Consider the following 17,923-nt stretch of genomic DNA (forward strand, 5'->3'; position numbering starts at 1 on the left):
AGTAATATTATTTATTTGTTATGTGTAAAATCATTTTTTTGTACGGTAAAGATTTTTTAGTGATGCCTGTTTTTAACTTGGCGATCGCACTTTTTTTGCCCTACCTCACAAAATCGCGTTGCTCCCCTTGGGATCTGTTGTTTTAGGTAGCAGTATGTGGATGTTGATTGTGTCTTAAAGCTGGTCTGAGTAGAGTTTTTAAACGCAGAGGGGCGCGGAGTAAGCGCAGAGCAGAGTCATATCGTGTTCGGTTAAAGACTGATAATTAAGGCCGACGCGGAGAGTTTTTTTGGATAAGTAATTAAGTGAACATGATATCACACAGAGTTTTTTTGTAATTTTACTTAGTCTGCGATCGCCCATCGCACATAAGGACGGGAGGCTGTGATAGTTTTGTAGGTAATTTCCTGAGCAGGGGCGTTAATTTTTCGCAAATCTACCCGGAAATAAGCTTTTTTGTTCTTAAATTGCACGGTGTAGAATTTATATTCTTGGTTACGAGTTTGACCAACACAAGAAGCGTAGTCACTGCGTAATGGGGAAACAAATTCTACATATTGCTGATTAGAAGAAACTAATTTAACTGAATCTGCAAATGCTCTAGTATCCGCAACTACTGTATGTTCTGCGCCACCTTCATAAGGTAGAGTAATCCACCATAACCCCACTGTTTGCGGACAATTACCACTAGTGCGTTGTACATTCAGCTTGACATTAGGTTCAGCAATGGGGCCTGATTGTGGCTGGGCTAAGGCTATATTAGAAACTGTTACCGCTACTAATAAGGGAGCCAAAATACTACTTAGTTTGGTTAGTTGTAATAGATTTTTCATGGTTCACATTCCAGGTATTTAAATCAACTTGACTTAAAAAACTTGTGAAAGTGCCATCTAATTTGAACTTATCGTATTTTCAGCTACAGTAATTTCTCTCCTAAGTGAGCAACAATGAAAATGAAGAACTGATATGCAGCCTTTCCTGTAAATAATGCGGCTGTTTCATGAAACCTCGAATAATTGTTTGTGGCTTAGGACGTACTGGATATAAAATCTTTCGTTTGCTGAGACAACAGGGTGCTTTAGTCGTTGGTATTCATCGCAAACCCATACCTGGCGAAGCTTCGGGAGATGTAATTGTTGGCGATTTATACGCAGCTTCTACCCTAAAAGCAGCAGGAATTGAGCAAGCACATACTTTAGTAATTGCTGGTTCTGATGATGCGCTAAATTTGTCAATTATGATGCAAGCGCGGGTACTGAATTCCCATATTCGGATTATTAACCGCTTCTATAATACAAATTTAGGTGAACGTCTAGATCAAACTATAGTAGACCATTTAAGTATGAGTGTTGTCGGGTTGGCAGCACCAGTATTTACTTTTGCTGCTTTAGGAAATCAAGCAATAGGACAAATTAAGTTATTTGAGCAAACTTGGCCAATTCAGGAAGAATATATTGACGAGGATCATGTTTGGATAGGTCAGAAAATAAGTGATTTATGGGAAGATAAGACGCGGATGCTGATTTATTATCTACCTGTAGTTGGGAAGATGAATTTAGTATCAGCGGTATTGTCTGAACAAAGATTAAAAGTGGGCGATCGCTTAATTATTGGCATTCAACCTCGCGTCAATCAATCGCGGAAATCATTAGCAAGAAAACTGCTAAAAATATTTACAAGTATCCGGGAGTTTCAGAAACACGCCCAATCTGTAATAGTCATGGCAATGGTGCTAGTAGTAATTATTTTACTGGCTACATTTACCTATGTTTCTACTAAATTAAATATCTCCTTTGTTGATGCTTTATATTTTGCTGTGGGCATGATTACAGGTGCTGGTGGTAATGATAAAGTAGTAGAACAAGCACCCAACAGCATTAAATTATTTACAGTTTTTATGATGCTGGCAGGGGCAGCAGTTTTTGGTATTTGGTATGCTATGCTCACCGATTTTGTTTTAGGTACTCGCCTCAAACAATTTTGGGATGCTGCCAGAATTCCCCAACGTAGTCATTATATTGTTTGTGGTTTGAGTGGGATTGGTATTAGAATTATCCAGCAACTTCACGCCAGTGGCCATGAAGTAGTCGTAATTGAAACAGATCCTAATAATAGATATGTTAACACTGCTAGGGGAATGAGTATTCCCGTAATTCTTGCTGATGCCAGTTTTCTGACAACTTTACAAATCAGTAATATAGATACTGCGGCAGCCGTTTTGGCTGTTACTAATAACGATGCGACTAATTTAGAAATTGCGCTCAAAGCTAAGTGTTTAAAACCCAAAATTCCTGTAATTGTTAATTACGCTGATCCTGATTTTGCTGGAATGGCACAACAGGTATTTGATTTTGAAGCTGTATTGAGTCCGGCGGAATTAGCTGCCCCTGCTTTTGCTGCTGCTGCCCTTGGGGGTAGGATTATTGGGAATGGGATTATTGCCGATAGTTTGTGGGTAGCTTTTGCCACTTTAATTACACCTTTACACCCTTTTTGTGGTCAATGGGTGAAAGATGTAGCCAGATCTGCTGATTTTGTACCTTTGTATTTAGAGACAAATCATCAAACTTTAAATGGCTGGGATTTATTAGAAACTAACCTCAGTGCTGGAGATATTTTGTATATGACTATTCCTGCAAATCGGTTATATCAATTATGGCGCGAGGAACAGCAGCCGATTATAGGTTGATGATGTGAACAATTAAAATAATTCGTAATAGTGCCTCCGGCAGGCTGCGCCAACGTAATTCGTAATTCGTAATTCGTAATTCGTAATTCGTAATTTGTAATTTGTAATTTGTAATTAAGTTTTGGAACAGGGACTTAAACCCACGGAACTTGTTAAAAATTGAAAATTGAAGACAGTTGGCCTAGTCCTAGTCTTTCGGCGGCACTATTTGGAATGAACTAGGCTAAAACCCTCTTTCCCCCTGCCTTATCCCAACGACAAATATTTATACTGGTCTACTTATACCAATTCACCGGGCAACATCCAAACCCAAAGCCACAGCCCCCCATAACGGCGCATCATCCCCCAACAACGCCCGCACAACTTCAAAATTAACTTCTGGTAATGCGGTTTCCTGTGCTACCTTGCGTACCGTTGCCCAAAAACTGTCCCCGGCTTTGGTGACACCACCACCTAAAACAAAGCGTTGGGGATTCATCAAGTTGGCTACATTACCAATACCTACACCTAAAGCCCAAGCCGCTTTGTACAACACTTCCTGAGCCAATTCATCCCCATTAGCAGCAGCTGTGCTGATGACTTGCCCGGTGAGTAAGTTTAAATCATTGCCTACTAAATATCTAAGTATTTCTCCTCTTGTGTTGGTTGAGAAATCCTGAGCTTCTTTGTCCAAAAGTTCCCGCGCATTTTGCACCATGTAGGGACCGGAGGCTAAACGTTCTACACATCCCCGTTTTCCGCATAAACAGACTGGCCCTGTGGGATCTACAACCATGTGTCCAATTTCCCCAGCCATACCACCAGCACCCTGCCAAGGTTTACCGTTGAGTATCCAACCGCCACCCACTCCTGTACTGATGGTGATATAAAACAAGCTATCATATCCCCGACCAGCACCAAATCGATGTTCGCCAATAGCAGCTACGTTAGCATCGTTGTCTACACTGGCAGGAGCTTTGTAATCTTCTTCTAGTAAGTCTTTGAGGGGAATATTTTCCCAGCCTGGAACATGATGAGAAAGTCTTACCATTCCTGTGGCTGCGTCTACTGGGCCACCAAAGCTGACACCGATAGCATCGGGTTTATTTTTATCTAGCACGGAATCAATGAGCGATCGCATAATTTCTATATCACTCAACGCATCCGCATTTGCTGGTGAGAGGCGATTTTCATAACGCAACCATTCTCTAGAACCAGCTTTTACTGTCGCTGCTGCTAGTTTAGTTCCGCCAAAATCAAGAGCTAATATTAATGTCATAATCGGTTATTGGTTATTGGTTATTGGTTATTGGTAATAGGAAACCAGTTTGACTCATTACCTTTTTCCCCATTACCAATTACTCAATTATCACGCCAATAGACTGTTGCCGTCGTGCATAAAGTGACCCTTTCCCATAAATTTGGGCGCATTATTAACAGCATATCTATTTATTACATTGAAAACTCTAATGATTATTTTATGAAATGCGGATTAAACTTGTTTAAAGCCAAACAAGATGAGAAATATTTGCAAAAATGAGAAAATTTATCAACTACTTGCTTTTATGATTAAATTCTGTTACTCTTGATACAGAAACTCAAAAAACTTGCAAAATCAGGTTTTCAGTATCTTAATGGTTGATGCACTTTGAGTACAGCACCAGAGATCAAAATCCTTCTCTGTCTTCCGGCTGATTTTGACAATAACCTAGATAGGTTGAGGCTAAAGTAAGTTAAATGATTTAATATTTAGTTGGTAAGTTCAATTGTCTGATTGTTCTTCCAGCCCATAGTTTGATAGCTTATATTTTTTTCGTAGTCAATTGAGAATTATTAGCAATATGCTTTTAAAAATTAATCAACTTCAACCTTGTGAAAATATGCCGTTAGGTATACAGACAAAAGCCATTGATAAGGGAGTCTTAATTAAAGATAAGACCTGTTTCCAAACTTCTCCCCTACAAGAAGAGAGGTTTTTAATCTTCTCTTCCCTACGAGGAAAGGGTTTGGGGGCAATGTCTATCTGCTCTTTAATTACGCAAATTTATTTAGACATAAATAAATTTAATACCAACTTGAGTTATCTGCCACGTAATTACTGTTTTCATAAAGGCTAAGTTTGGGGAATGGAGGATTTATTAACCGGAAAGACTTTAAAAAACCAGAAACTTATAAAGTGGCCACCTGTTTTTAGCTGGTAAACCAATTAGCCTCAGAACTGGTAGCTAAAAACACAATTTTATTTTTTCATTACCTTTGTCTATAAAATTGATTCTTGAGTAAACCTATATGGATACTTTTTTTTGCTCCGATTATTCTCGACAAATAGGAGAAGAAATTATTGGTAGTGCCACCAATTATCAAACTTATATTTTGGTTGAATGCCCTCAACCTTGGATTTCCGAAGCATTTAAATCCAAATGGGTTCCAGATAATTTACGTGTTTTAGTTGAAGAAGTACAGCGCAGTAAATTACCGATTCGGTTTCTGTTAATTACTAATGATGAATCGCATAAAATAGAAACAACAACTTTGCTGATTTATCAAAAACAACAAGGTTTAAGTAATGGCTACAGCAAGCAAGAGTTTAAGTTGCCGAATATTGAGCAAGTTGCAGGAGTTGTGCGGAAATGGTTATCGGGAGACAGTCCTGATTATCAAGTAGAAACCAGTATAACTAGAGATATTTTAGTATGTACTCACGGTAGCCATGATCAGTGTTGCGCGAGATATGGCAATCCTTTTTACTTTTATGCCAAAAATACTATTGCTGATTTAAATTTAGATCATGTCAGGATGTGGAAATCGACTCACTTTGGTGGACATCGTTTTGCTCCCACAGCGATAGATTTTCCAGAAGCCAGATATTATGGTGTACTAGATCAAGATTCCTTCAGAGCAATTTTAACTCGGACTGGTGATATTCAATTTTTGAATAAAGTATATCGTGGTTGGGGAATTTTGCCATCTGCATTACAGATTTTAGAAAGAGAAATAATACTCCAACAAGGTTGGGATTGGTTCAACTACAAAGTAGCCGGTAAAATTTTAGAGCAAAGTTTAGATAATAATACAATGTTAGCCGAGCTAACTTTTGAAAATCCCGCTGGTTCTCTCTACACATACCAGGCTAAACTTGTGAAAGATCCAGTTAAAACACAAGCATTAAAAAGTTCTTGTCATGCTACACAAGAATCTGTGGTTGTTAAATATGCTGTAGCTAATCTTTGGCTTGCTGATAGAAAAGTTGCTACTTATGCAAATAATTATTAGTGCAATCAATCAGCAGAAAAGAAGAACAAAAGTGTGTGGTAGGGGTTGAGCATTACGCTTTACCCCAACTTAGGGAATCAAACGATTCAGAATTTTTGAACAGGATCGCACTTAAAATTAAGTTAAAGTATATTCAGCACCTTTCTTAAAAGCGCTTGATCTTCTAACTTAGGTTTAAGACGACCATTTTCTACATCACGAATCCAGCTTTGGCTTTTACCTGTAAGCTTGGCTAATTCTCTTTGGGAAATATTGATATTCTTTCGAGCTTGCAAAATCTGTTCACCTAATAAATCATCTGTACTTTTAAGAGTTCTTTTACTCCTAACATGACGCTGCTTTTTTTTCTCTGCTTCTGAACTGTGCTGTTCCCATTCTGGGGGAAGTTCAAAAGATAAAATTCGTGCATTCATCAACAAATTCCACTTCCCACGAGGTCCACTATCTGTGAGACGATTATCACCGCTACCGTCATTAATCCAAAATTCTAAAGCCTCATCTGGATCTTCAGGAATATCAACTAATTTCGCCCACAAAGGTTGAATTTCTGGCGGGTAGGTAATTGGGTCAAATAATGCTTTGACTCCATAATGATTGAGAACTTCCAAATCATTTTCAAATGTTCGCAATAAGCGTTTACGTTCATCTCGTAATCTAGAAGCTAGGTTGACTTTTTCTTCACCATAGGCAACGCGCAGCAAGGTAGGAATGGTGATGCGTTGTTCTCTACCCATTTTGGTTTTAAATAGTAACCATAACATAAGTCTAACTGCGCCTTCATGCTGTTGCCAAAGACTCATAACTGTAGTTAATACGGTTTTGGGGAGACTACCATATTGATAGAATCCACTTCGCTCCTTACAGGCTTGTTTATTTAAGAAATGCTGCGCCCAGATGCCTGCTTTGACTGTAAATGTCAGTCCAATCAAATATTTAGACCCCTGAGCATCTTCTTGAAAATGGTGCTGAATATTTGTTAAATGCCATAAGCGACTATTTGTGATGGAAAATCCGGGAACTCTACCCCGTTCAGGCCAGTCAATGGAAACAATAAGTGAGCAAGCTTGTTGGATGATGTTCTTGATTAAACATAGCTTGGCTATTTTATTCAGGTCTTTGCGTTTCTCTAACCCCAAGTAGTTTTCAATTTGTCGTTCGTCAATGGTAAATTCCTGTTCCCAGGATTGATCTAAGGCTGTAGCATGGGCAGCAAAAATTAGATGAATACAAGCTGCTCGAATATCTATATTTTCGATTGCTTGTAAATTTTGAGCTAGGTTGCTAACTTGAAATGGGTCTTGGATGTGAAAAGAAATTGCACCCCGACCTTGATTAACTTGTCGGCTATAATGTAAATTACCTTCTGCATCTGTTTCCCAATTTAATGATTTGCGTTGTGCTAGTAAATTGCAAGCTTCCCAGATAACTATTGCCGAAGCAAAAGGGTGATTCTTGCCGTTGGAAAACAAATCAGGACTGGTAGGTTCTCGCGCGTCAACCTTGCATCTGCCTTTTTTTGCTTGCCAAGGTATGGGAGCGTTTGTTGGGCAAGCAATTACACATTGTGGCTCAGGATAATAACCCTCACAATTGTTGCAAAGACAAGGATCAATCCAATATTCATTATTTTCGATTTTGATTGCACCCGTAGGACATTGGGGGCGGCAGTTGTCACATCCAATGCAATTTTTGTTAGGAATTGTATAAGGCATTAGACTTCTTCCTAATTTAATTGCTGTGCTGAGATGTTTGGCTCAAGTCTCCCCTCGATGTCTCCTTTTGATTCATAACTTGCTACCAAAGTATCTCCATGACAAGAAATGTTTTTCTCGCCTCACTTATCAGTTATCAGTTGTATAGTTTAGTGAAACATCACAGCATATCCTTAATAACTGTTCACTGTTGACTATTCACTGATTTAAGATATTGAAACTAAGGCTTCATTACTTCTTCATTAACTATACATTTCATAAAGATTTTGCTAAGTTTGTTCACAATGAGCTTAGGAATATTTCTTAATATTTGTGTTGTTGTTTGACCACAAATCCTTACTCAAAGTGTTTTTGAGGAACATCTAACTGATGCTGAATTGTTTTTATTTGCAATTAAGATAAATTCAGATATTGCTATAGAAGTTACAGCTTTTTTCATAAATTTATTCTTGGGCATAAATTGAATTAAGACAAAAATATAACTTTTCTTATAGTTGTATTTGTATAGACGTTTGCATAACAAGGAACTAATATTTTTATCATGTTGGATTTGAGATTTTAGCTTTGGGGTTGTAAAGGACTGATTGCATAAGCTTTGCGGTTTTCCATCTGTCACGATTATTTTTTAATTTGGTATTTTTTAGTATCTACTAATACTGTTAAAGCGCATTGTTTATCTAGAGTTTTCATATTCTATTTGCTAAAAAATATCAATATTAAATGGATTATTCTAGAAATAATATTTGATTTTTGAAATATAAGTTTGGTGTAAGTTTGGTGGGCATTGCTCACCCTACGAGACTATGATGTACCTGTCTCGATTGGGAGGATAGAGTTAAGGTTGTATTTAATCAAATTTAAATTGCTCTAAATCAGGATTTATTGAGATTGATTTTTAGGAAATTTATTAATAATCAATTGCAGCTAAGATACTTAATTATCTAAAGGGAATTGAGATTATTTAGCAAGTCAGCAAAACATGATAAAAAAGTTAATTTTTATTAGCAAATTTAAAAAATATTAGGCTAGTATGAAGATTAAATCACCAACTAATTTGTAAGCAGAATTGCTGAGGATAAATTCATGGCAACATTAACAGGAGTGACTTTTGGCGGTAAGGCTTGGACACCTAAATTTGCTCAAGAAATTGACAAAGATAAATGTATCGGTTGTGGCAGATGTATTAAAGTATGTGGCCACAATGTTTTAGGGTTGAAGGCGCTAAACGAAGAAGGCGAATTTGTGGAAGATGAAGATGATGAAGAAATTGAACGGAAAGTAATGTCAGTTACTTCTCCAGAAAACTGTATTGGTTGTGAAGCTTGTTCTCGGATTTGTCCCAAGAACTGTTATTCTCATACAACAGTAGACAACTAAGACTTTTGGGAATTAACTAAAGTTATTATCCTCTCCAGGAGACATGATTTAATTCCATACATTAGTCAAACAAGGTAATTAGAGGGGAATACTCAATCCTTATCTGAAGTAGTTAAAAAGTTCACAATAAACAAAAATATAAATTACAAATTGTTATTAATTAACAGAATTAAAAAACTAGATTCCCGGTTTCTAGAAGATGTCGGGAATCTGAGCATTTTCAGAATGTAAGATATGAAAAAATATGGAAGTTTACCCCCTTTCTGATTAGGTGTAAGTTAGAACGTTAGTAAGTGAAAATCAAAAACGCTGGTTTAAATCAGTGAACAGATTGATAACTGATAATGGATAGAGATCAGCTAGTATGCAAAAAGTTCCTGTGTCGTTGTGGACGCTGTTAGCTGGGATGATAATTTCCCCTATCAGCATCTGGATTGGTCAAAATCATCATCTACTACCGGTACAAGCATCGCAACAAGCGCCTTTGGTAGACGGATTTTTCAATATCATGTTTACCATTGCTGTTGCTTTATTTTTAGTAGTAGAAGGAACGATTCTAATTTTCTTGTTTATGTATCGTCGCCGTCCAGGAGATAATGGTGATGGTACACCTGTAGAAGGTAACTTAGCCTTAGAAATTTTTTGGACAGCAGTTCCTACTGTAATTGTGATTGCTTTGGGTATCTACAGTGTGGATATTTATAACCAAATGGGAGGCTTAGAACCAGGAAGTCATCCTCATGGACAGATGGCTCATGTTTCCGGTAGTGCAATGGCTGCTACCATGAATGATGGTTCTGAGGCTGTAACTGCTGGGATTGGTATTGGTGCAAGTCCCCAAACTCAAGGTAAACCAGCGGATTTGGTTGTTGATGTGAAAGGGATTCAGTTTGCTTGGTTATTTAACTATCCCGAAACTGGTATTGCTGCTGGTGAATTACACGTTCCTGTTGGTGCTGATGTGCAGTTGAATTTATCAGCAGATGATGTAATTCATTCGTTCTGGGTTCCCCAATTTCGTCTCAAACAAGATGCACTTCCTGGTATCCCTACAGAATTACGTTTTGTCGCTACCAAACCAGGTACTTATCCGATAGTTTGTGCGGAATTGTGTGGTGGTTATCACGGTTCCATGCGATCGCAAGTGATAGTCCACACCCAAGAAGATTTTGATAGCTGGTTGACAGAAAACCAGTTAGCACAACAGCAAGGACAACCTCAAGTTGTGGCTGTAAATCCAGCTAATTTATCTACTTCTGAATTTCTTACGCCATACATAAATGATATGGGAGTGAGTGCAGAAGCTATTAAGTCATTAGCTATTAGTCATTAGTTATTAGTCATTGGTCATTAGTTATTATTACCTGATAACTGACCACTGATAACTGAAAATCCCTAATCCAAAATCTAAAATCTAAAATCCAAAATCGGATGACACAGTTAGAATTTCCACCAAATACGCCACACACACACCCTACAGCGTGGAAATGGCGAGATTATTTCACTTTTAATATTGATCACAAGGTGATTGGGATTCAATATTTGGTGACAGCGTTTGCATTTTATCTGATCGGTGGGTTGATGGCGATCGCACTTCGCACCGAGTTAGCCACCGCAGATTCCGATTTTCTTGATCCTAATCTGTACAACGCCTTCATGACCAATCACGGGACGATCATGATCTTCCTGTGGATTGTCCCCAGTGCAATTGGGGGATTTGGTAACTATCTAGTCCCGTTGATGGTGGGTGCTAGAGATATGGCGTTTCCCAAATTAAATGCGATCGCATTTTGGTTAAACCCACCCGCTGGTTTACTGTTGTTACTCAGTTTTATTTTTGGTGGTTCCCAATCAGGTTGGACTGCTTACCCACCTTTAAGCTTAGTTACAGCACCTATCGCGCAAACCATGTGGATTTTAGCGATCGTGTTAGTGGGAACTTCCTCAATTTTGGGTTCACTCAACTTTGTCATCACCATTTTGTTGATGAAAGTTCCCAGCATGAAATGGGATCAAGTTCCCCTATTTTGCTGGGCAATTTTAGCAACTTCCGTCCTCGCACTTGTATCTACACCAGTATTAGCAGCAGGTTTAATTCTGCTGTTGTTTGATATTAACTTTGGTACTTCCTTCTTCAAACCAGATGCAGGTGGTAACATCGTTATTTACCAACATTTATTCTGGTTTTATTCTCATCCGGCGGTTTATTTGATGATTCTGCCGATTTTCGGGATTATGTCGGAAGTAATTCCCACCCATGCGCGCAAATCGATTTTTGGTTATAAAGCGATCGCATTTTCCACAGTTGCTATTTGCGTCGTCGGTTTATTCGTCTGGGTTCACCATATGTTCACCAGTGGCACACCCGGTTGGATGCGGATGTTCTTCACCATTTCTACCCTCATAGTTGCAGTTCCCACCGGTGTCAAAATCTTCGGATGGGTTGCAACCCTTTGGGGAGGCAAGATTCGCTTCACCAGCGCCATGCTATTTGCGATCGGCTTACTTTCCATGTTCGTCATGGGTGGATTAAGCGGCGTAACAATGGGAACAGCACCCTTTGATGTTCACGTCCACGACACCTATTATGTAGTCGCACATTTCCACTACGTTCTCTTTGGTGGTTCCGTCTTTGGTATTTACGCAGGTATATATCACTGGTTCCCCAAAATGACCGGCAGAATGATGAACGAAACCTGGGGAAGAATTCACTTTGTCCTCACTTTAATCGGTACTAACTTGACATTCCTACCCATGCACAAACTGGGTTTACAAGGAATGCCCCGCCGAGTTGCCATGTATGACCCCCAATTTGTCAGCTTAAACCAGCTTTGCACCATTGGCGCATTCATTTTGGGTATTTCTGTGATTCCCTTCGCTTACAACGCCATTACCAGTTGGAAAAAAGGAGAACTCGCAGGTGATAATCCCTGGGAAAGTCTGACTTTGGAATGGACAACCAGTTCACCTCCAATTATCGAAAACTGGGAAGTTTTACCTGTTGTTACTCATGGCCCTTATGACTACGGTCATATTCATGATGAATCTTCATCGGTGACTGAGGCTGTCAGTTAAAACGCAGACATTGACATAGTTTACTCACTAATAGCAAAAGTCGGTTAAAACCGACTAACAAATCCGGTTTTCAGTCCGTTTTAACGGACTTGGGCTATTAGACTGGGAATTTATTCCCAGGCGGGTGAGACAGCTAATAGAGAAATGAATAGTAGGTAAATAGCATGACTGCAATTACAACCAGTACTCAAGTACAAGGCTAATAGCAAAAGTCGGTTAAAACCGACTAACAAATCCGGTTTTCAGTCCGTTTTAACGGACTTGGGCTATTAGACTGGGAATTCATTCCCAGGCGGGTGAGACAGCTAATAGAGAAATGAATAGTAGGTAAATGAAATGACTGCAATTACAACCAGTGAACATCACGAAGCTGGACACGAAGAACATCAAGATTTGCGAGTTTGGGGACTGTTGACTTTTCTGGTTTCTGAATCTTTGATGTTTGGGGGATTTTTTGCCACCTATTTGTTTTTTCGAGGTACTACCGCAGTTTGGCCACCAGAAGGAACTGAGGTAGAATTATTTATCCCTACAATTAACACTATCATTCTTGTTTCTAGCAGTTTTGTCATTCACTTTGGTGATATGGCAATTAAAAGAAATAGTGTAGGTTGGATGCGGTTTTGGTATTTCATTACCGCAATTATGGGTGCTGTATTCCTAGGTGGTCAGGTTTATGAATACATGAACTTGGGATACGGTCTAACCACCAATGTTTTCGCCAATTGCTTTTATTTAATGACTGGGTTCCACGGTTTACACGTCTTTATCGGACTGTTGTTAATCTTGGGTGTGTTATGGCGTTCTTTACGTCGTGATCATTATTCTGCCACCAAACACACTGGCATCGAAATGGCAGAAATTTACTGGCACTTTGTTGATATTATTTGGATTGTTCTCTTCACTTTGGTTTACATTCTTAACGCTTTGTAAATTGGTAATTGGTAATTGGTAATTGGTAATTACAATCCTTTTACCTCTTATCAATTTTCTAATCTTAAAATAAAGATTCTAAATCTTGGCGACCGTTCACAACAATGATGTAACTATTAAGATGAATGCCACGCATTCCCTGTCTTATATACTCATAACTACGCCCCATATTGGGAAAATAGAGTAAATTGTCACATTTTTTTGTGAACTCTTTAAAAACCGTTTCTCCAGCCTCAATATTTCTGGTTAAAAAATATTCTGAAATGCTGTCTAAATCTCGAATTGCTTGGGGCGAAATTAAACATTGATTCATGTATTCGCCTCACGAGCATGACGAAACTTTGCCTTTATGTTAATCAAAAATTTGCGATGCTTGTAATTTGATTTCATTAAATTGTGGAGAAATAACTAAATCATCACCAGAAAAAATACCAATTTCATTATAAGTTTTATCAATTAATTCTAAAACTAATATGCTTTTAGTTTGCGGGTCAATAATCCAATATTCAGGAATACCACAATCTTGGTATTGTAACCGCTTGGCGATGAAATCCCTATCTCTTTGTAATTCCCCAGGGCTAACAACTTCAACAACTAACAAAGGTGGTAACATTGAGAGGCGAATCGTGTTACGGCTTGCTAATTGTTGAATATGCTCTTCTCGAATAATAGTCAGATCAGGATAACGGTTTCTTGGTTCTCCTCTTACTTCCAATTCCAAACCATGTCCCCGCACTCTTTTATAGCCTAAGAGTGAAACGAATTGAATTAATAAAAATGTGGCAATCTGCACATTAATCCCTGATTCTGGTGGCATTTCAATTAACTCTCCATTAAACAATTCATACAAGTTATCAGTGCCATCATCATAAGATAAATATTCTTCAAAACTTGCAAATCTATGTTTAGTTCGTACCATGACATTTACTCCATGATTACTGATGGTTTAATTTTAACATTATTTACAAGTATTAAAACATCATCCAATCGCATCCTGTAAATCCTCAAATCCTGGATATCCTGATTCTGACAATTAGCCGCAATTTTGCTATAATTATAATACTTGCTACGTAATCGGTGACAGCATAATGATTACCACTGTTGAGCGTCGTTATAGTTTAGATGAATATCGCGCCATTGAAGAAAAAGCTGAAGGACGCAACGAAGAATAAGATAGCAGTTTTTTACGAATGTGCAACAATTTAGCACCTTTGTTTTATCCACCCACCTAACTCTACTCTAAAGAGTAAACAATCAAAAAGAGGATAATTCAAATGAATACAAAATATCACGTTAAACTGATTCAAGAAGGAAACACCCAAACATTAACAATTCCTCCCGAATTAAGTTTATCAACAACAGAAGTCATCATCCGAGAAGAAGACGGAAAATTAATTATTGAACCCTACAAGAAAAAATCTCTACTGGAAATCTTTGCTACATTAGACGACATCGAAGAAGACTTTCCCGATGTGGATGCAGGATTATTACCCTTAGATGATATTCAACATCAGGATTTACAGGATGGTATTATTTGTGTGTAAGTTATGATTTTGGTTAACTATTTATTATTTTTCAAGATAGATATTGAGATAATCTAAAATTTACAGAATTACGTCTAGTGTATGTTCTAAAATAAATTAGATTGGTAATTGGTAAATTACATCCTGAAAATCCTTAAATCCTGGATATCCTGATTCAGACAATTTACTATGTTTAAATATTATGCAACCTAACCAAAACAAATTCTCATGGTTTGATGTAGCAGATGATGTAAAGGAATTATTGATATTAGCAGCACAGACTTGGGAAAATACAGAAATCTCAGAAAAGTATATGCAACAAGCTTTAGCTAAAACTCAGGGAAATACAGATGTTTTAGTAGCAGCTTATAGATATTTTTACTACAAAAATAATTATCCTCTAGCACTGACAACAGCAGAGCAATTAATTGCTAAAATTAAAGAAATAGAAAAGTTACCTGATAATTGGGAAGACCTAAAATCCATCTTAGTGCAGCGACACGAAGAACCACAAATCAGATTGTACTTGAATGCTTATGCTGCTTCTGGATTGGTATTAGCTAAACTCGGAGATTTAGAGCAAGCCAAGGAAATCAGTACCAGAATTAAAGGTATTGATGAAAAAAATGATTTTGGTGCTGGCATTCTTCTGGATATTTTAACCTGTCCACCAGAAGAAGATGATTAAAATAATTCGTAATTTGTAATTGTCAAAAACTATTACCTAGTCCCCAATCACCATGAATAATTGGTTTTACACCCAAATCTCTGATCACACACTCTCAACATCTAGTAACAATAATGTTATCTTACCCATGCTTCCTTCATCTCCTGTGACTCCTATAACTAAGATGCCTCAAACCAATCCTCCCATGCTTTTCTTACCCAAATATTCCTAATTGATAGGATAGAAATTATGCAAGGTAAGGATTGGTTTGTAGCTGGAGATGGAGAGCATCAAATCTGTAAATCAGCGAGAATATGGGATTTATTGCGTGATAATTATCGCCTATATCGGTTTCTGACAGAGGTAGAAGATGTTCTCAATAATGTTGAGGATGAATCAACTCGTCTCCCTGAAATTAGAATGCTGGTAAGGCGATTAATTATAAATTCTTATTGGGTAAACAGTCAATTTTTAGAACCTGATAGTAAAACGGGAACATCAGTTTTACTGTTATATGATGAATTAGGATTTCCCTTAACCGTGCAAACAGTCACATTTGCACCGGGGACAATTTCCAATATTCATAATCATGGAACATGGGGAGTAGTAGCAGTCTTAAAAGGTGAGGAAAAAAATACATTTTGGCGGCGTAGTTCTCATCCAGAGTTTCCTGATCAAATTGAAAAAACCGGAGAAATAAATTTATTTCCAGGTGATATTATCAGTTTTACACCTGATACAATACATTGCGTGCAAGCTGTGGGAGAAGAACCGACAGTCACATTGAATATATATGGAGAAACCGACCCCAAAAAGAGATTTGAATTTGATATCATTAACCACATTGCTAAAAAATTTTAAATGTAGTGGCAAAAACAGAAAAAACTGATTATTGTGATAAATAGGTAAGAACTGATAGGTAAAAAAATCCTGAATATTTACCTATAAATCAAATCCATCATCTTTCATCTGCGTTTATCTGCGTTTATCTGCGGTTAATTATTTCCTATCCAGAAATTGAACCAGAACACTATAGGAGAAATACCAATGGCCAGAGTAATTTTCTATGAAAAACCAGGCTGTAAAGGTGGTACAAAGCAAAAAGTTTTGCTGACAGCCGCAGGTCATGAGGTAGTAACATACAGTCTATTAACAGAACCTTGGACAGCAGAAAGATTGCGTTCATTTTTTGGAAATCGCCCTGTAGTCGAATGGTTCAACAAAGCCGCACCGAGGGTAAAATCAGGAGAGGTTAACCCTGAGAAAATCGACGGTGACACCGCTTTATTAATGATGCTCAGAGATCCTTTATTAATTCGTCGTCCTTTACTGGAAGTAGGAGATAGACGTGAAGTAGGCTTTGATGTCGAGCAAATCGACGCATGGATAGGCTTAAAAGCTGTCGATAACTCTTTAAAGGAAATTAGCGAAAGCCTAATGCAGCAGAACCTCCAAGGTTGTTCTCATGGTCATAATCATGAACACAATCACGGTGAAGGTGGTTGTAAACATCACGGAAAAGAACAACACCAGCATTAGATATTTTAATATTCAGTCAATCCTGATTCTGAGGATGAAAAATTTCAGAATCAGGATTTTTAGGATTAAAGGATTTACAGGATGAATCAGAATAATCCTCAATCTTGCAAATCTTCAAATTTTGTAGATCCTGATTATGTGAGCGTTTCAATACCCAACCTAAAAAATACTAAGAATTTGGGTCAATAAATTAACTTAACTCATCAATTCTTGAAACATCGCAGTACTCAAATAGCGTTCACCAAAAGAAGGCTGAATCATCACAATTAATTTACCAGCATTTTCTGGACGCTGACCGACTTGAATAGCAGCACACAAAGCCGCACCAGATGATATTCCTGATAATAAACCTTCTTCTTTTGCTAATCTGCGTCCATAAGACATTGCTTGGTCGTCACTGACGCGAATCACTTCATCAATTAATTCTTGACGCAAAATATCGGGTACAAATCCTGCACCAATTCCTTGAATTTTATGGGAACCGGGTTCACCTCCAGAGAGGACAGGACTGTTGCTAGGTTCAACCGCAATCACTTGAAAACTTGGCTTGCGTTGTTTAAGTATCTCTGCAATACCAGTAATTGTTCCTCCGGTTCCTACACCAGCAATTAATATATCTGCTTCCCCGTCAGTATCTGTCCAAATTTCCTCAGCCGTTGTTTCTCGGTGAATTTTCGGATTTGCTGGGTTGCGAAATTGTTGCAACATAAACGCATTGGGAGTCTGAGCCACTATTTCCTCAGCTTTGCTAATTGCTCCCCGCATTCCTTGGGGACCCGGTGTTAACTCCAAAGTTGCACCATAAGCGCGCAGCATGGCACGTCTTTCTTGGCTCATGGTTTCTGGCATGGTTAAAATCAAACTGTAGCCACGGGCAGCTGCTACCATTGCTAAAGCTATGCCGGTGTTACCAGAGGTAGGTTCGACTAAAACGGTTTTTCCTGGGATAATTAAACCCTCTGCTTCGGCTGAAAGTACCATACTCAACCCAATTCGGTCTTTGACGGAAGCTGCTGGGTTCATGCTTTCTAATTTAACAACTATTCTGGCAACTACTCCTTCGGCTTGGGGAATTTTGTTCAGCCCAACTAAGGGTGTTTTGCCAATAAGTTCTGTTACATCTTGAGCAATTCGCATTTATTAACTCCTAAAATTC

The 17,923-nt window shown here is 38.1% G+C and carries 16 protein-coding genes; 10 read left to right on the forward strand and 6 right to left on the reverse strand.

The window, feature by feature from the left end; translation table 11 throughout:
* Positions 1-344 precede the first annotated feature (344 nt).
* On the reverse strand, positions 345-833 hold the full coding sequence (locus H6G59_RS18240) for a hypothetical protein (protein ID WP_190716882.1): 489 nt from the start codon (positions 831-833) through the stop codon (positions 345-347).
* Between the two features lie 167 nt (positions 834-1,000).
* Here H6G59_RS18240 and H6G59_RS18245 point away from each other — a divergent pair, with 167 nt between their 5' ends.
* A complete protein-coding gene (locus H6G59_RS18245) occupies positions 1,001-2,689 on the forward strand; it encodes a potassium channel family protein (protein WP_190716884.1) in 1,689 nt (562 codons plus the stop codon).
* 289 nt (positions 2,690-2,978) lie between these two features.
* Here H6G59_RS18245 and H6G59_RS18250 read toward each other — a convergent pair whose 3' ends face one another.
* Positions 2,979-3,947 (reverse strand): ROK family protein, encoded by a 969-nt coding sequence (locus tag H6G59_RS18250; RefSeq protein ID WP_190716886.1) that lies wholly within the window; start codon positions 3,945-3,947, stop codon positions 2,979-2,981.
* Between the two features lie 1,010 nt (positions 3,948-4,957).
* On the opposite strand from H6G59_RS18250, the gene H6G59_RS18255 reads away from it, so the two are divergent.
* Entirely contained in the window at positions 4,958-5,941 is a 984-nt protein-coding gene (locus H6G59_RS18255) for a sucrase ferredoxin (RefSeq protein WP_190716888.1), read from the forward strand.
* 122 nt (positions 5,942-6,063) lie between these two features.
* Here H6G59_RS18255 and H6G59_RS18260 read toward each other — a convergent pair whose 3' ends face one another.
* Positions 6,064-7,653: a helix-turn-helix domain-containing protein gene (locus tag H6G59_RS18260; RefSeq protein WP_190716890.1), complete on the reverse strand. Its 1,590-nt coding sequence runs from the start codon at positions 7,651-7,653 to the stop codon at positions 6,064-6,066.
* A gap of 1,083 nt (positions 7,654-8,736) precedes the next feature.
* Between H6G59_RS18260 and fdxB the strand changes: the two genes are divergently transcribed.
* The 4 genes from fdxB to H6G59_RS18280 all read left to right on the forward strand — a co-directional run bounded on the left by fdxB (position 8,737) and on the right by H6G59_RS18280 (position 13,038).
* Positions 8,737-9,030: a ferredoxin III, nif-specific gene (gene fdxB / locus H6G59_RS18265; RefSeq protein ID WP_190716893.1), complete on the forward strand. Its 294-nt coding sequence runs from the start codon at positions 8,737-8,739 to the stop codon at positions 9,028-9,030.
* Between the two features lie 364 nt (positions 9,031-9,394).
* Positions 9,395-10,363, forward strand: a complete 969-nt coding sequence (locus H6G59_RS18270; RefSeq protein WP_190716894.1) for a cytochrome c oxidase subunit II — start codon at positions 9,395-9,397, stop codon at positions 10,361-10,363.
* 98 nt (positions 10,364-10,461) lie between these two features.
* Positions 10,462-12,105: a cytochrome c oxidase subunit I gene (ctaD, locus tag H6G59_RS18275; protein ID WP_190716896.1), complete on the forward strand. Its 1,644-nt coding sequence runs from the start codon at positions 10,462-10,464 to the stop codon at positions 12,103-12,105.
* Positions 12,106-12,441: 336 nt separating this feature from the next.
* A complete protein-coding gene (locus H6G59_RS18280; RefSeq protein WP_190716898.1) occupies positions 12,442-13,038 on the forward strand; it encodes a cytochrome c oxidase subunit 3 in 597 nt (198 codons plus the stop codon).
* A gap of 64 nt (positions 13,039-13,102) precedes the next feature.
* Here the strand turns inward: H6G59_RS18280 and H6G59_RS18285 are convergent, their stop codons facing one another.
* Both H6G59_RS18285 and H6G59_RS18290 read right to left on the reverse strand, forming a co-directional pair.
* On the reverse strand, positions 13,103-13,351 hold the full coding sequence (locus H6G59_RS18285) for a type II toxin-antitoxin system RelE/ParE family toxin (protein WP_190716900.1): 249 nt from the start codon (positions 13,349-13,351) through the stop codon (positions 13,103-13,105).
* A 39-nt stretch (positions 13,352-13,390) separates the two neighbouring features.
* Positions 13,391-13,957: a Uma2 family endonuclease gene (locus H6G59_RS18290; protein ID WP_190716902.1), complete on the reverse strand. Its 567-nt coding sequence runs from the start codon at positions 13,955-13,957 to the stop codon at positions 13,391-13,393.
* A 355-nt stretch (positions 13,958-14,312) separates the two neighbouring features.
* Between H6G59_RS18290 and H6G59_RS18295 the strand changes: the two genes are divergently transcribed.
* The 4 genes from H6G59_RS18295 (at position 14,313) to H6G59_RS18310 (ending at position 16,767) form a co-directional block, all read left to right on the forward strand.
* On the forward strand, positions 14,313-14,582 hold the full coding sequence (locus tag H6G59_RS18295; RefSeq protein ID WP_190716904.1) for an antitoxin: 270 nt from the start codon (positions 14,313-14,315) through the stop codon (positions 14,580-14,582).
* Between the two features lie 181 nt (positions 14,583-14,763).
* Positions 14,764-15,249 carry a hypothetical protein gene (locus tag H6G59_RS18300; protein WP_190716906.1) on the forward strand — a complete coding sequence of 162 codons (486 nt, stop codon included), beginning with the start codon at positions 14,764-14,766 and terminating at the stop codon, positions 15,247-15,249.
* Positions 15,250-15,477: 228 nt separating this feature from the next.
* Positions 15,478-16,089, forward strand: a complete 612-nt coding sequence (locus H6G59_RS18305; RefSeq protein ID WP_190716908.1) for a cysteine dioxygenase family protein — start codon at positions 15,478-15,480, stop codon at positions 16,087-16,089.
* A gap of 186 nt (positions 16,090-16,275) precedes the next feature.
* On the forward strand, positions 16,276-16,767 hold the full coding sequence (locus tag H6G59_RS18310; RefSeq protein ID WP_190716910.1) for an ArsC/Spx/MgsR family protein: 492 nt from the start codon (positions 16,276-16,278) through the stop codon (positions 16,765-16,767).
* A gap of 195 nt (positions 16,768-16,962) precedes the next feature.
* Here the strand turns inward: H6G59_RS18310 and cysK are convergent, their stop codons facing one another.
* Positions 16,963-17,904: a cysteine synthase A gene (gene cysK / locus H6G59_RS18315; RefSeq protein WP_190716913.1), complete on the reverse strand. Its 942-nt coding sequence runs from the start codon at positions 17,902-17,904 to the stop codon at positions 16,963-16,965.
* Positions 17,905-17,923 lie beyond the last annotated feature (19 nt).

The organism is Anabaena lutea FACHB-196 (genome assembly GCF_014698305.1).
GTDB lineage: Bacteria > Cyanobacteriota > Cyanobacteriia > Cyanobacteriales > Nostocaceae > Anabaena > Anabaena lutea.

What these genes read in the sequence shown, in the direction of transcription:
- H6G59_RS18240 (WP_190716882.1), bottom strand. Translation starts at nt 833, where the DNA reads ATGAAAAATCTATTACAACTAACCAAACTAAGTAGTATTTTGGCTCCC.
- H6G59_RS18245 (WP_190716884.1), top strand. Translation starts at nt 1,001, where the DNA reads ATGAAACCTCGAATAATTGTTTGTGGCTTAGGACGTACTGGATATAAA.
- H6G59_RS18250 (WP_190716886.1), bottom strand. Translation starts at nt 3,947, where the DNA reads ATGACATTAATATTAGCTCTTGATTTTGGCGGAACTAAACTAGCAGCA.
- H6G59_RS18255 (WP_190716888.1), top strand. Translation starts at nt 4,958, where the DNA reads ATGGATACTTTTTTTTGCTCCGATTATTCTCGACAAATAGGAGAAGAA.
- H6G59_RS18260 (WP_190716890.1), bottom strand. Translation starts at nt 7,653, where the DNA reads ATGCCTTATACAATTCCTAACAAAAATTGCATTGGATGTGACAACTGC.
- fdxB (WP_190716893.1), top strand. Translation starts at nt 8,737, where the DNA reads ATGGCAACATTAACAGGAGTGACTTTTGGCGGTAAGGCTTGGACACCT.
- H6G59_RS18270 (WP_190716894.1), top strand. Translation starts at nt 9,395, where the DNA reads ATGCAAAAAGTTCCTGTGTCGTTGTGGACGCTGTTAGCTGGGATGATA.
- ctaD (WP_190716896.1), top strand. Translation starts at nt 10,462, where the DNA reads ATGACACAGTTAGAATTTCCACCAAATACGCCACACACACACCCTACA.
- H6G59_RS18280 (WP_190716898.1), top strand. Translation starts at nt 12,442, where the DNA reads ATGACTGCAATTACAACCAGTGAACATCACGAAGCTGGACACGAAGAA.
- H6G59_RS18285 (WP_190716900.1), bottom strand. Translation starts at nt 13,351, where the DNA reads ATGAATCAATGTTTAATTTCGCCCCAAGCAATTCGAGATTTAGACAGC.
- H6G59_RS18290 (WP_190716902.1), bottom strand. Translation starts at nt 13,957, where the DNA reads ATGGTACGAACTAAACATAGATTTGCAAGTTTTGAAGAATATTTATCT.
- H6G59_RS18295 (WP_190716904.1), top strand. Translation starts at nt 14,313, where the DNA reads ATGAATACAAAATATCACGTTAAACTGATTCAAGAAGGAAACACCCAA.
- H6G59_RS18300 (WP_190716906.1), top strand. Translation starts at nt 14,764, where the DNA reads ATGCAACCTAACCAAAACAAATTCTCATGGTTTGATGTAGCAGATGAT.
- H6G59_RS18305 (WP_190716908.1), top strand. Translation starts at nt 15,478, where the DNA reads ATGCAAGGTAAGGATTGGTTTGTAGCTGGAGATGGAGAGCATCAAATC.
- H6G59_RS18310 (WP_190716910.1), top strand. Translation starts at nt 16,276, where the DNA reads ATGGCCAGAGTAATTTTCTATGAAAAACCAGGCTGTAAAGGTGGTACA.
- cysK (WP_190716913.1), bottom strand. Translation starts at nt 17,904, where the DNA reads ATGCGAATTGCTCAAGATGTAACAGAACTTATTGGCAAAACACCCTTA.